General features: G+C 65.4%; 12 protein-coding genes. 5 read left to right on the top strand and 7 right to left on the bottom strand.

What is annotated here, in order from left to right; genetic code table 11:
- Positions 1-8: 8 nt before the first annotated feature.
- Together pyrG and ABB25_RS03920 are read right to left on the bottom strand one after the other, a co-directional pair.
- Positions 9-1,655 (bottom strand): CTP synthase, encoded by a 1,647-nt coding sequence (gene pyrG / locus ABB25_RS03925; RefSeq protein WP_057663989.1) that lies wholly within the window; start codon positions 1,653-1,655, stop codon positions 9-11.
- 123 nt (positions 1,656-1,778) lie between these two features.
- The gene (locus tag ABB25_RS03920) at positions 1,779-2,027 is read right to left on the bottom strand and encodes a hypothetical protein (protein WP_057663987.1); all 249 of its coding nucleotides are present in this window, start codon (positions 2,025-2,027) and stop codon (positions 1,779-1,781) included.
- 168 nt (positions 2,028-2,195) lie between these two features.
- Between ABB25_RS03920 and parE the strand changes: the two genes are divergently transcribed.
- On the top strand, positions 2,196-4,085 hold the full coding sequence (gene parE / locus ABB25_RS03915) for a DNA topoisomerase IV subunit B (protein WP_057663985.1): 1,890 nt from the start codon (positions 2,196-2,198) through the stop codon (positions 4,083-4,085).
- 141 nt (positions 4,086-4,226) lie between these two features.
- On the opposite strand, the gene ABB25_RS03910 is transcribed toward parE, so the two are convergent.
- On the bottom strand, positions 4,227-5,348 hold the full coding sequence (locus ABB25_RS03910) for an inorganic phosphate transporter (RefSeq protein ID WP_057663983.1): 1,122 nt from the start codon (positions 5,346-5,348) through the stop codon (positions 4,227-4,229).
- 12 nt (positions 5,349-5,360) lie between these two features.
- On the bottom strand, positions 5,361-5,987 hold the full coding sequence (locus ABB25_RS03905; protein ID WP_057663978.1) for a DUF47 domain-containing protein: 627 nt from the start codon (positions 5,985-5,987) through the stop codon (positions 5,361-5,363).
- Between the two features lie 276 nt (positions 5,988-6,263).
- On the opposite strand from ABB25_RS03905, the gene ABB25_RS03900 reads away from it, so the two are divergent.
- Together ABB25_RS03900 and ABB25_RS03895 are read left to right on the top strand one after the other, a co-directional pair.
- Positions 6,264-7,568, top strand: coding sequence for a hemolysin family protein (locus ABB25_RS03900; protein ID WP_057663974.1), 1,305 nt, complete (start codon positions 6,264-6,266; stop codon positions 7,566-7,568).
- Positions 7,552-8,199 (top strand): exopolysaccharide biosynthesis protein, encoded by a 648-nt coding sequence (locus ABB25_RS03895; RefSeq protein ID WP_057663973.1) that lies wholly within the window; start codon positions 7,552-7,554, stop codon positions 8,197-8,199. The genes ABB25_RS03900 and ABB25_RS03895 overlap by 17 nt, the downstream gene beginning before the upstream one ends.
- Here the strand turns inward: ABB25_RS03895 and ABB25_RS03890 are convergent.
- The 3 genes from ABB25_RS03890 to ABB25_RS03880 are packed head-to-tail and all read right to left on the bottom strand — an operon-like array spanning position 8,192 to position 10,357.
- Positions 8,192-9,199 carry an LLM class flavin-dependent oxidoreductase gene (locus ABB25_RS03890; protein ID WP_057663967.1) on the bottom strand — a complete coding sequence of 336 codons (1,008 nt, stop codon included), beginning with the start codon at positions 9,197-9,199 and terminating at the stop codon, positions 8,192-8,194. The two genes, ABB25_RS03895 and ABB25_RS03890, sit on opposite strands and share 8 nt — an antisense overlap.
- Positions 9,196-9,975, bottom strand: coding sequence for a sulfurtransferase (locus tag ABB25_RS03885; protein WP_057663964.1), 780 nt, complete (start codon positions 9,973-9,975; stop codon positions 9,196-9,198). The genes ABB25_RS03890 and ABB25_RS03885 overlap by 4 nt, the downstream gene beginning before the upstream one ends.
- A 28-nt stretch (positions 9,976-10,003) precedes the next feature.
- Positions 10,004-10,357: a DUF6164 family protein gene (locus ABB25_RS03880; RefSeq protein ID WP_057663961.1), complete on the bottom strand. Its 354-nt coding sequence runs from the start codon at positions 10,355-10,357 to the stop codon at positions 10,004-10,006.
- Between the two features lie 71 nt (positions 10,358-10,428).
- Here ABB25_RS03880 and ABB25_RS03875 point away from each other — a divergent pair, with 71 nt between their 5' ends.
- Together ABB25_RS03875 and ABB25_RS03870 are read left to right on the top strand one after the other, a co-directional pair.
- The gene (locus tag ABB25_RS03875; RefSeq protein ID WP_057663959.1) at positions 10,429-10,875 is read left to right on the top strand and encodes an FKBP-type peptidyl-prolyl cis-trans isomerase; all 447 of its coding nucleotides are present in this window, start codon (positions 10,429-10,431) and stop codon (positions 10,873-10,875) included.
- Complete coding sequence (locus tag ABB25_RS03870; protein ID WP_057663956.1) at positions 10,875-12,113, top strand: TIGR03862 family flavoprotein; 1,239 nt, start codon at positions 10,875-10,877, stop codon at positions 12,111-12,113. The genes ABB25_RS03875 and ABB25_RS03870 overlap by 1 nt, the downstream gene beginning before the upstream one ends.
- Positions 12,114-12,163 lie beyond the last annotated feature (50 nt).

Here is a 12,163-nt window from a genome sequence, read left to right as displayed (position 1 = left end):
GTAACCGCTCAGCCGGCCCTGGCAGCCTTGCGCGCACGGGCCGCGGCAATGAAGCCGATGAACAGCGGATGGCCTTCGCGCGGGGTGGACAGAAACTCCGGGTGCGCCTGGCAGGCCAGGAACCACGGATGCACCTGCTGCGGCAGCTCGACCACCTCCACCAGGGTGTCATCCATCGACTTGCCCGAGATCACCAGGCCCGCCTCTTCCAGCTGGGTTCGGTAACGGTTGTTGAACTCGTAGCGGTGGCGATGACGCTCGGCCACCACATCGCGCCCGTACAGCTGGTGGGCAAGGGTGCCCGGCTTCAGCCGCTGCTCCTGCAGACCCAGGCGCATGGTGCCGCCCAGGTCGGACTTCTCATCGCGCTTTTCCACCTCACCGGCGGCAGTGCGCCATTCGGTGATCAGGCCGATGACCGGGTGTACCGTCTGGCGGTCGTTCTCGGTGGAATTGGCCCCTGCCAGCCCGGCCACATGGCGGGCATAGTCGACAACGGCCGCCTGCATTCCGTAACAGATGCCGAAATACGGCACCCCATGCTCGCGTGCGTACTGCGAGGTCAGCACCTTGCCCTCGAAGCCACGGTCGCCGAAGCCGCCCGGCACCAGGATGCCATCGACATCGGCCAGAGCGGACATGTCGCTGCCTTCCAGGTCCTGCGCCTCGAGCCACTTCAAGGTGACCTTGGTGCGCTGGCGCAGGCCACCGTGCTTGAGCGCCTCGCCCACCGACTTGTACGCATCCTGGTGGTCGACATACTTGCCAACCACCGCAATGGTCACCGCATCGTCCGGGTGGACCGTGGCGTCGACGGCATCTTCCCACTCATGCAGGTCGGCCGGGCCGACCTTTTCACGCAGACCCAGCTGGTCGATGACGATCTCGTCCAGGCCCTGGCGGTGCAGGCCCATCGGGATCTTGTACAGCACGTCCACGTCCGGCACGGAGATCACCGCGCGTTCCGGGACATTGGTGAACAGCGAGATCTTGCGCCGCTCGCCATCGGGAATGACCTGCTCGGAACGGCACAGCAGCACGTCCGGCTGGATGCCGATCGAACGCAGCTCCTTGACCGAGTGCTGGGTCGGCTTGGTCTTCAGCTCGCCGGCCGCGCCGATGAACGGCACCAGGGTCAGGTGCATGAACAGCGCCTTGGATGCCCCACGCTCGGTGCGCACCTGACGGATGGCCTCCAGGAACGGCAGCGATTCGATATCACCGACGGTACCGCCAATCTCCACCAGGGCCACATCGAAGCCTTCGGTGGCCGCGTCGATGCAGCGGCGGATCTCGTCGGTGATGTGCGGGATCACCTGCACGGTGGCGCCCAGGTAATCGCCGCGGCGCTCCTTGCGGATCACGTTCTCGTAGATCCGGCCGGTGGTGACCGAGTTCTTGCGGCTCAGACGGGTGCGTACGAAGCGCTCGTAGTGGCCCAGGTCCAGGTCGGTCTCGGCACCGTCATCGGTGACATAGACCTCGCCGTGCTGGAACGGGCTCATCGTGCCGGGATCGACGTTGATGTAGGGGTCCAGCTTCATCATCGTGACCTTCAGGCCACGCGCCTCGAGGATCGAGGCCAACGACGCCGCTGCAATGCCCTTGCCAAGCGAGGACACCACACCACCGGTAACAAAAATCAGGGGAGTCATGGGGCTTAAAGCCTCCCGGAAACAAGAATTTAATGAAAACCAGCGACCACCCGGCCACTGGCTGCGAAAACAAAAAAGTGCGCCCCGATCCAGACCGGGGCGCACAAACGGCAGCTGCAAGCCTTACGGCTTGCGCTTGGCTTCCTCTTCTTCCTCGCGCTGCGGCGGCGCCTGCTCGCCACGCGCACGGTGCGCAGCAGCGGCAGCAGCACGGCGGGCAGCACGGGCCTTGGCTTCATCAGTGGGTTTTTCGGCAGAATCTGCCGTGGACTTGTCCGCCGCCGGCGGCGGCGGATTGCTGGCCAGCGCCGCCGGGATGGCGACAGCCGCAGCCACAAGGGCGGCAATTGTCAGCAGGGTACGGGGCTTCATGGCATCACTCCTTTTGATCGGAGGCCGGCCTGGTACGGCGAAAAGCGCAGTACTGTCCAACCGGGAGGCAATGATAGCGCTTTCGCGGCGCACTGACACTGAACATGCCGGGTGCAAATTTTCGTCTTAACCGCCACACTTGCCCGTCAACTTATTGTTACGCCGCCCATGAACACCCGTTATAACGCCGCTGACATTGAAGTCCTCTCCGGTCTTGACCCGGTCAAGCGCCGTCCCGGCATGTACACCGATACCACCCGCCCGAACCATCTGGCCCAGGAGGTGATCGACAACTCGGTCGACGAAGCCCTGGCCGGGCACGCAAAAACCGTGTCGGTGACCCTGTTCAAGGATGGCAGCTGCGAAGTGGCCGATGACGGCCGCGGCATGCCGGTGGACATCCATCCGGAGGAAGGCATCCCCGGCGTGGAGCTGATCCTGACCCGGCTGCATGCCGGCGGCAAGTTCTCCAACCGCAACTACACCTTCTCCGGCGGCCTGCATGGCGTGGGCGTATCGGTGGTCAATGCGCTGTCCACGCTGGTGGAAATCCACATCAAACGGGAAGGTGCAGAACACCGCATCAGCTTCCGTGATGGCGACCGCGCCAGTCCGCTGGAAGTGGTCGGCAGCGTCGGCAAGAAGAACACCGGCACCCGGCTGCGCTTCTGGCCGGACCCGAAGTATTTCGACAGCCCGAAGATCAATGTGCGTGCCCTGCGCCACCTGCTGCGTGCCAAGGCCGTGCTCTGCCCGGGGCTGACCGTCACCCTGACCGACGAGGCCACCGGCGAGACCGACAGCTGGCTGTACCAGGACGGCCTGCGCGATTACCTCAAGGCCGAGATCGGCGAGCGCGAGATCCTGCCGCCCAACCTGTTTGTCGGCAGCGTGAAGAAGGAAACCGAGGTGGTGGACTGGGCCCTGGCCTGGGCACCGGAAGGCGAGCTGGTGCAGGAAAGCTATGTCAACCTGATCCCGACCGCGCAGCACGGCACCCACGTCAATGGCCTGCGCACCGGCCTGACCGAGGCCCTGCGCGAGTTCTGCGACTTCCGTAACCTGCTGCCGCGTGGGGTCAAGCTGGCCCCGGAAGATGTCTGGGACCGGGTCACCTTCGTGCTGTCGATGAAGATGACCGACCCGCAGTTCTCCGGCCAGACCAAGGAGCGCCTGTCCTCACGCCAGGCCGCCGCCTTTGTCGAGGGTGCGGTACATGACGCCTTCGCCCTGGCCCTGAACCAGAACGTGGAAATGGGCGAACGCATTGCCCAGCTGGCGATCGAACGCGCCAGCGCCCGCCTGAAGACCGAAAAACTGGTGGTGCGCAAGAAGGTCACCGCCGGGCCGGCACTGCCGGGCAAGCTGGCCGACTGCATCAGCCAGGACCTGTCGCGCACCGAACTGTTCCTGGTGGAGGGCGACTCGGCCGGCGGCAGCGCCAAGCAGGCCCGTGACAAGGATTTCCAGGCGATCATGCCGCTGCGCGGCAAGATCCTGAACACCTGGGAGGTCGCCTCGACCTCGGTGCTGGCCAGCGAGGAAGTGCACAACCTGGCCATCGCCATCGGCTGTGACCCGGGCAAGGAGGACATCTCCGGCCTGCGCTACGGCAAGGTGGTGATCCTGGCCGACGCCGACTCCGATGGCCTGCATATCGCCACCCTGCTCAGCGCGTTGTTCCTGAAGCACTTCCCGGCCCTGGTCCGCGCCGGGCATGTGTTCGTGGCGATGCCGCCGCTGTTCCGCATCGACCTCGGCAAGCAGGTGTTCTACGCCCTGGACGAGGACGAAAAGCGCGCGGTACTGGAGAAGATCGCCCGCGAAAAGAGCAAGGGCCAACCCAGCGTGACCCGCTTCAAGGGCCTGGGCGAGATGAACCCCTCGCAGCTGCGCGAGTCCACCATCCATCCCGACACCCGGCGCCTGGTCCAGCTCACCGTCGATGACCTGGACCAGACCCATGCCCTGATGGACATGCTGCTGGCCAAGAAGCGCGCCAGTGACCGCAAGGGCTGGCTGGAAACCAAGGGCGACCTGGCCTCGCTGGAAGTCTGATCTGGCCAAGCCCAGCCCTTTCGTGCTGTCCAGCCGGATGAACAAACCCGCCGCATGGCGGGTTTGCTTTTTTCCTGACCAAAGGAAAGGCCCGCACGCGGCGGGCCTTCCAGGCAATCCACAGCAGCAACCGCCCCCGAATCAGGCCAGGCCGAGTGCCGCCATCCCCTTGAGGATGATCCAGGCGCACAACGCCGAGGCCGGAATGGTCAGCACCCAGGCCCACAGGATGCGCTCGATCACCCCCAGCTTCAGCGAGCGCGGGTTCTTGGCAAAGCCCACCCCCATGATCGCGGTGGAAATGGAATGGGTGGTCGAAACCGGCATGCCGAAGTGGGCCGCCATGGTCAGGATGGTGGCCGAGCTGGTCTCGGCGGCAAAACCATGGATCGGGTGCAGCTTGACCATCTTGTGGCCCAGGGTCTTGATGATCTTCCAGCCACCGGAAGCCGTACCGGCAGCCATCACGATGGCGCAGGTCAGCACGATCCACAGCGCAATGCCGCCGTCGGCATTGGCACCAGGATGCAGGAAGCCCAGCCAGGACGGCAGGTCATCCAGCACACCGGTGGCCTCGGCGCTGATCAGGGTCATTGCGATGATGCCCATGGTTTTCTGCGCATCGTTGTGGCCGTGGGCAAAGCCCATGTAGGCAGCCGAGGCGATCTGCGCCTTGCCGAAGAACATGTTCACAAAGCGCGGACGCGCCAGGCGACCAATGGCACCGCCCACCTTGGACAACAGCAGGATCAGCGCCCACAGCAGGCACATCACGACGATGCCAAGCAGGAAACCGGCAATCGGCGAGGTGATCATCGGCACGAACACCTTCCACAGCAGGCCCTTGTTCTGCGCCCAGTTGCCCAGTTGCTGCGACCAGATCAGCGCATCCCAGTTGTTGGCCGCGGCAGCCAGCGCGGCACCGCACAGGCCACCAATCAGCGCGTGCGAGGAAGACGACGGCAGCCCCTTCCACCAGGTGATCAGGTTCCAGACAATGCCGCCGAGCAGCGCGCACAGGATCACCTGCGGGGTGACCACCACGACCTCGGTATTGATCAGGCCATTGGCAATGGTCATCGCCACCGCGGTACCGGTCAGCGCGCCGATCAGGTTCATGAAAGCGGCCAGCATCACCGCATGCCCGGGCGAGAGCACCTTGGTCGCCACGACCGTGGCGATGGAGTTGGCGGTATCGTGGAAGCCGTTGATGAATTCAAACACCAACGCCGCCAGGATCACCACCAGTACGAGGGTGAGCATCTGCAGCCCCCGTCAGCTGTTTTTCAGCACGATCTGGTAAGCCACCACGCCGGCGCCACGGCAGCGGTCGATGGCTTTTTCCAGGATCTCGAAGAATTCCTTGAGCAGGAACATCTGCAGGTGATCCAGACGACCGGAGTAGATGTCGCGGTACAGCTCCAGCATCAGGCGGTCGGCTTCATTTTCCAGCGCGCGCAGCTTCTCATTCAGCGCCGTCATCCGGTCAAGGTTCATGTGACGCAGGTCGGCGACCATCTCCACCACCACCGCCGCAGCCTGTTCCAGCATCGCCGCACGCGGGGCAAAGTCGATCTGGTCCAGATGCTTGACCGCCAGCGAATAGCGATCGGCAAACTTCTCGATCTGCTTGGGAATCTTGTACAGGGCCGAACCCAGCGCTTCGATGTCCTCACGCTCGATCGGCGTGATGAAGCTGTCCACCAGCGCCTGGCCAATCTTTTCAGAGCTGGCGCGACCGCGCAGCCGGGCCAGCTTGAAAGCGTCCAGCGCCGGCAGGGATTCGCCTTCGCGCATCATCGTGTGCAGCGCCTTGGCGCTGTCATGGGCTGCCTGGGCGGCATCGTCCAACAAGACATAGAACTGCTTGCCGGACCCAAAAATGGTCTGCAGTGAGAACATAAGAAACCTGGAGGTCGCCATCACGGAGGGGATGGCATCAGCTGTCAATTATGACGCTGCGTTGGCGTTTTTGCGAAACCTTGATGACAACCCGCCTGCCGCAAGCTGAACGGGCGTTTACGCAACAACCACCTGCTCTGCTAGCATCCTTGCTGCACCTTCGGGTGCGACCTATGGACGACGACCCTTATCCCCCGCAGGTGCGGGCTGCCTTTTGCGCTGTCTGCACCGATCATCCACGCCCCTTGCCCTGGGCAACCAACCGGGGGAAGGCCCGTGTTTGAGTTTCTGATTGTCATCGCGCTGATTCTGCTGAACGGTTTCTTTGCCATGTCCGAAATGTCGGTCATGACCTCGCGCAAGAGCCGCCTGAAGCAACAGGCCAACAGCAGCCAGCGCGCCGCGCGCGCACTGGCGCTGGCCGAAAAGCCCGAAGCCTTTCTTTCCACCGTGCAGATCGGCATCACGCTGATCGGCATCCTGACCGGTGTGTTCGGTGGCGAATCCATCGGCCGCGAACTTGCCGCGGTCATCCAGCGCTTTGCGCCGGAGTTCGCCCATGCCGATGCCGCCGGCAAGGCTGCCGCGGTCGCGCTGATCACCTATCTGACGCTGATCTTCGGCGAGCTGGTGCCCAAACGCCTGGCCATCACCCGGCCGGAGCAGATCGCCGGCGTGGTGGCCGTTCCGATGGCCTGGCTGGCCGCCCTGGCTTACCCGTTCGTGCTGCTGCTTTCGCGCTCGACCCGCCTGGTGCTGCGCCTGCTGGGCCTGGGCAAGGAACAGGCCGATGCCGTCAGCCAGGAGGAAATCCGCATGCTGGTGGCCGAAAGCCATGAGGCCGGTGTCATCGACAGCCTGGAGCGGGACATGATGAATCGCGTGATGCGCCTAGGTGACCGCACGGCCGAAAGCCTGATGACCCCGCGCAACCGGATTGCCTGGCTGGACACCCACCACGACCAGGAGGCCAACCTGGAGTCCATGCGCGAGCATGCGTTTTCACGCTACCCGGTCTATCGCGGCAATGACCAGGACATCGCCGGCATTCTGGAAGTCAAAACCCTGCTCACCCACGGCAAGGACGATGGCCTGTTCCAGAACCTGCGCGAGCCGGTGTATGTGTCCGAATCCACCCATGCGATGAAGCTGCTGGAAATCTTCCGCGAAGAGCATCAGTCGATGGCCCTGGTGGTGGACGAATACGGTGAGATCCAGGGGCTGGTCACCATTTCCGACCTGATGGGCGCCGTGGTTGGCCGACTGCAGGTCGCCGACCACGACGAGGATGCACCGCTGGTGGTCACCCGCGCCGATGGCTCCTTGCTGGTCGATGGTTCGCTGCCGGTGGAAGACCTGCGTGATGTCATCGCCGGGCTGGAACTGCCCGAGCCAGAACAGGCCGCTTACAACACCGTTGCCGGCCTGTGCATCGATCGTTTCGGCCGCATCCCGCAGACCGGCGAATGGTTTGATCTGTCAGGCTGGCGCTTTGAGGTCATCGATCTTGATGGAGCCCGCGTGGACAAGATCATGCTGCGCCAGCTCAGCGACTGCGATGATGATGACCGCACGCCCTGAGCCGAGCCCGTCGGGCATCCCGCGCAATGAAGGCATCCGTACCCTGCTTGCCATCGCCAGCCAGGGCGACCCCAGCCAGCGCCTGCATATCGCCGATGTGCTGGGCGGCCTGGCGCAGGGTGCGTTCGGCATGTTCCTGCTGCTGGCAATCCTGCCGGCCTTCATCCCGCTGCCCGGGGTGGCAGGGGCACTGAGCGGCCCGCTGGTGATGCTGATCGGCATGCAGATGCTGATCGGGCTGCGCAGCCCGTGGCTGCCACGGGCCATTGCCCGGCGCGGCCCCAGGCGCAGTACGCTGCACCGCTTTGTCGGCAAGCTGCAGCGGCCACTTACCTGGCTGGACAGCCTGCTCAAGCCCCGCCTGAGCCTGGCCATCGAACCATTACCGGCACGTATTTTCACCGGATTGCTGCTGCTGGTACTGGGCCTGCTGCTCTCGTTGCCCATTCCCTTCACCAACTACCTGTTCGGTTTTCAACTGATGCTGTTTGCGCTGGCCCTGCTCGAATGCGACGGACGCCTGATGCTGCTCAACTGGATCGGCGGCGTGGTGGCAATCGCCTTCTTCGGCATCAGCTCCGGCCAGTTGCTGACCTATCTGACCCAGCTGGGCAACAGCCTGCTCAGCTGAGGCTGCGCCAGGCCTGCATGGCCAGCTCGAACGAACGCAGCCGTGCGTCCGGGTCATGGATATTGGCGGTGATCATCAACTCATCGGGCTGCAGCTGCTGCACCACCGCCGCCATCGCACTGGCAACCTGGCCGCAATCACCGACGGCGGAAATGGCCAGTGCGCGCTCGACCCCGGCACGCTCGTGCGGCAACCAGACCTGGTCGATATCATCCACCGGCGCCGGCACCTTGCCCGCGGCGCCACGCTGCAGGTTGACGAACAACTGCTGCAGGCTGCTGAACAGGTAACGCGCCTGGGCGGTGGTATCGGCGGCCACCACGTTCATCGCCACGATCACATACGGACTGGCCAGGCGCGCCGACGGCCGGAACTGGCTGCGATACAACGCCAGCGCCGCTTCCAGCTGGTCCGGTGCAAAGTGCGAGGCGAAGGCATACGGCAAGCCGAGCTGCGCGGCCAGACGGGCCCCGAACGTGCTCGAACCCAGCAGCCACACCGGCAGCCCATCACCAATGCCGCCGCCAGGCACCGCCTGCACCGACTGCCCGGGCTGCACCGGTTCCAGGTAATGCAGCAGCTCCTGCACATCGTGCGGGAAACGATCGGCCTGGTCCTGGTAACGGCGCAACGCGCGGACGGTGGCGTGATCGGTGCCCGGCGCACGCCCCAGCCCCAGGTCAATCCGCCCGGGATACAGGCTGGCCAGGGTGCCGAACTGCTCAGCCACCTGCAGCGGGCTGTGGTTGGGCAGCATGATGCCGCCGGCCCCCACCCGGATGCGCCGGGTCAGACCGGCCAGATGCCCGATCAGTACCGACGTTGCTGCCGAGGCCACCCCAGGCATGTTGTGGTGCTCGGCCAGCCAGTAGCGGTGGTAACCCAGCGCATCGGCCAGCTGCGCCAGCTGCCCCATATGGGCAAAGGCGGCAGCGACTTCCTGCCCCTGTGCAACCGGGGCCAGGTCCAATAGTGACAACGGGATGCGTGCAACGGTCATTCGGTTCGTCCCTGTGCCGGGGACTGCAGCGGCGGCAACGGCTCATCCTTGAGCGGGCGCAGCTGCGGATCCAGCGCGATGCGCTCGTCGAACACGAAACAGCCGCCCTCGTAGTTCTGCCCGCCAACCTGCTCGAAATAGGCCAGGATGCCGCCATCAAGCTGCAGTACGTTGTCCATGCCGTCATTTACCATCCAGAGCGCGGCCTTTTCACAGCGGATGCCGCCGGTGCAGAAGCTCACCACGGTCTTGTCCTTGAGCGCTTCACGATGCGGTTCCAGCGCCGCCGGCAGATCGGTGAACTTGTCGATGGCAAAGGTCAACGCATCGCTGAAGGTGCCATGGGCCACCTCCTGCTGGTTGCGGGTATCGAGCATCACCACCGGTTTGCCGGCATCGTCATGCCCCTGCGCCAGCCAGCGCGCCAGGGTCTTTGGCGCCACGCCCGGCGAGCGCGGGTAATCCAGCGGCTGGCCATCGGCCCGGCGGAAGCTGATGATTTCCTTCTTCAGCTTGACCTTCAGGCGGGCGAACGGCAGGTGCTGGCTGTAGCTGCGCTTGATCACCATGCCGGCAAAACGCACATCGGCCAGCAACGGTGCGTAGAACGCATCCACGCCCTCGGCCGTGCCGGCCAGGAACAGGTTCAGGCCTTCCGGCGACACCAGGATGGTGCCCTTCAGGCCCTGCTGCTGCGCGCGTTCAAACAAGGTTTCACGCAGGCTCTGGAGCGCATCCAGGGCGACGAAATGGTAAGCGGCGGTATTGACGATCATGCGCTTATTGTAACGATGCCGGGCCGGCTCAGCGCCACAGCAGCCAGGGCAGCCCAAGCACGAGGCCGATGATCAGCACGATCAACAGCAGCCCGCCCAAGACCTGCAGCGGTGCGCGGCGCAACTGGCCAGTGAAGGTTTCCGGCGCCTGCTCCCGCCGGGCCTGGCGCAGCCGCTCGGCGCGCTGCTGCTGGCTCAGCGCAATCACCGCGCGCGCGCGCTCGTAGTCGGCCGCATCACGCAGCCACAGCGCCGGCGCACTGAAGCCCAGCAGCCCTGCACTGGTCTGGTACCAGTCCACCCCCGCCTGATCCAGCGCGGTGGTCACTTCGTCGAATTCATCGGCCTCGACGTGGCGCAGTTTGAAAAGCAGACGTGCCATGCCAAGCATGATAGCGGCATCGCTTGTTAACCTAGTCGATCCGGCAACACGTCGATTGAAGCACTACGCCCATGGCCCTACCTCCCCGCCTCCTCCTTGCCCTGCCCCTGCTGGCTGCGCTGATGGCCTGCACCCCGGCGCCACAGGCGCTGCCAGCGAGCGACCCGATCGCCCGCTTTGAAATCATCGACCAGCGCAGCGGTGAGGGCGCGTCGGCCCAGGCCGGGCAAACGGTCAGCGTGCACTACACCGGCTGGCTGTTCGACGCCGATGCACCACAACAGCGTGGTGCCAAGTTCGACAGCTCGCTTGATCGCGGCCAGCCCTTCAGCTTCACCGTCGGTGGTGGCCAGGTGATCCGCGGCTGGGACGAGGGTGTGGCCGGCATGCAGGTGGGCGGCACCCGGGTGCTGATGATCCCGCCCGAGTATGGCTATGGCGAGCGCCGGGTCGGCCCGTTGCCGGCCAACGCTTCGCTGGTCTTCGAGGTGCAGCTGCTTGGTATCGAGCCGCGCTGATGACGCTGCTGGAAACCGACATCGCGATCATTGGCGGTGGACCTGCCGGCTTGATGGCCGCCGAGCGCCTGCTCGCCGCCGGCCGCCAGGTGACCCTGTTCGAAGCCAAGGGCTCGCCCGGACGCAAGTTCCTGATCGCCGGCAAGGGCGGGCTGAACCTGACCCACGGCGAGCCACGGCCGCAGTTTGACCAGCGCTACCGTGAGCGTGCCGGACAGGTCGGCCACTGGCTGGACCGGTTTGACGGCCCGGCGTTGCGGCAATGGGCCGCCGGACTCGGCGTGGACACCTATGTCGGCAGCTCGGGCCGGGTATTTCCCGATGACCGCAAGGCGGCCCCGCTGCTGCGCGGCTGGGTACGCAGGCTCAAGGAACAGGGGCTGGTGCTGCGGGTGAACCATCGCTGGCTCGGCTGGCAGGCCGATGGCCGGCTGCGGCTGGCCGGCCCGGAAGGTGAGCTGGCCGTACGTGCGAACGCGGTGATCCTGGCCACCGGCGGCGGCAGCTGGCCGCAGCTGGGCAGCGATGGCCAGTGGGTTGCGCCCCTGCGCCAGGCCGGCGTGGAAGTGGCCGAGCTGCAACCGGCCAACTGCGGCTTCGATGTGGCCTGGAGCGAGCACTTCATCCAGCGCCAGGCCGGCGCCCCGCTCAAGCCGGTCATCGCCCACTGGCATGACCTGCAGGGCCAGCCGCAGCAGCTGCAGGGCGAATGCGTGGTCAGCCAGGCCGGCATCGAGGGCAGCCTGATCTACGCCCTGTCTGCGGACCTGCGCCAGGCTGTGCAGCGTGACGGCCAGGCCCTGCTCGAACTGGACCTGGTTCCCGGCCGTTCACTGGAGCGGCTGCGCAAGGATCTGGACGCGCCACGCCGCGGCCGCAGCTTCAGCGAACACCTGCGCCGGCAGGCCGGGATCGGCGGGGTCAAGGCGGCCCTGCTCTACGAAATCCTCGGCCGCGGGGCCGGTGATGACCTGGATGCGGTGGCACGCACCCTCAAGCGCCTGCCCCTGACCCTGCGCGCAGCGCGGCCACTGGCCGAAGCCATCAGTTCGGCCGGTGGCGTGCGCCTGGAAGGCCTGGACCAGGCACTGATGCTCAACCGGCTTGACGGGGTGTTCTGTGCCGGCGAGATGCTCGACTGGGAAGCCCCGACCGGCGGCTACCTGCTCACCGCCTGCTTTGCCTCCGGCCTGGTCGCAGCCGAGGGCGCCCTGGCCTGGCTGGCACGTCCGCACTGAGCTGGCCACGTCCATCGAGCGCGCAACAAAAAACCCCCGCCCAGGCGGGG

This window comes from Stenotrophomonas koreensis (genome assembly GCF_001431525.1).
In the GTDB taxonomy this organism is placed as follows: Bacteria; Pseudomonadota; Gammaproteobacteria; order Xanthomonadales; family Xanthomonadaceae; genus Stenotrophomonas; species Stenotrophomonas koreensis.
The sequence above is the reverse complement of the archived record's forward strand: the minus strand, read 5'-3'. Positions and strand labels throughout refer to the sequence as shown.

Coding starts and splice junctions, on each gene's coding strand:
- ABB25_RS03880 (WP_057663961.1), bottom strand. CDS start 10,357: ATGGCACGTCTGCTTTTCAAACTGCGCCACGTCGAGGCCGATGAATTC.
- ABB25_RS03875 (WP_057663959.1), top strand. CDS start 10,429: ATGGCCCTACCTCCCCGCCTCCTCCTTGCCCTGCCCCTGCTGGCTGCG.
- parE (WP_057663985.1), top strand. CDS start 2,196: ATGAACACCCGTTATAACGCCGCTGACATTGAAGTCCTCTCCGGTCTT.
- ABB25_RS03870 (WP_057663956.1), top strand. CDS start 10,875: ATGACGCTGCTGGAAACCGACATCGCGATCATTGGCGGTGGACCTGCC.
- pyrG (WP_057663989.1), bottom strand. CDS start 1,655: ATGACTCCCCTGATTTTTGTTACCGGTGGTGTGGTGTCCTCGCTTGGC.
- ABB25_RS03885 (WP_057663964.1), bottom strand. CDS start 9,975: ATGATCGTCAATACCGCCGCTTACCATTTCGTCGCCCTGGATGCGCTC.
- ABB25_RS03910 (WP_057663983.1), bottom strand. CDS start 5,348: ATGCTCACCCTCGTACTGGTGGTGATCCTGGCGGCGTTGGTGTTTGAA.
- ABB25_RS03890 (WP_057663967.1), bottom strand. CDS start 9,199: ATGACCGTTGCACGCATCCCGTTGTCACTATTGGACCTGGCCCCGGTT.
- ABB25_RS03920 (WP_057663987.1), bottom strand. CDS start 2,027: ATGAAGCCCCGTACCCTGCTGACAATTGCCGCCCTTGTGGCTGCGGCT.
- ABB25_RS03895 (WP_057663973.1), top strand. CDS start 7,552: ATGACCGCACGCCCTGAGCCGAGCCCGTCGGGCATCCCGCGCAATGAA.
- ABB25_RS03905 (WP_057663978.1), bottom strand. CDS start 5,987: ATGTTCTCACTGCAGACCATTTTTGGGTCCGGCAAGCAGTTCTATGTC.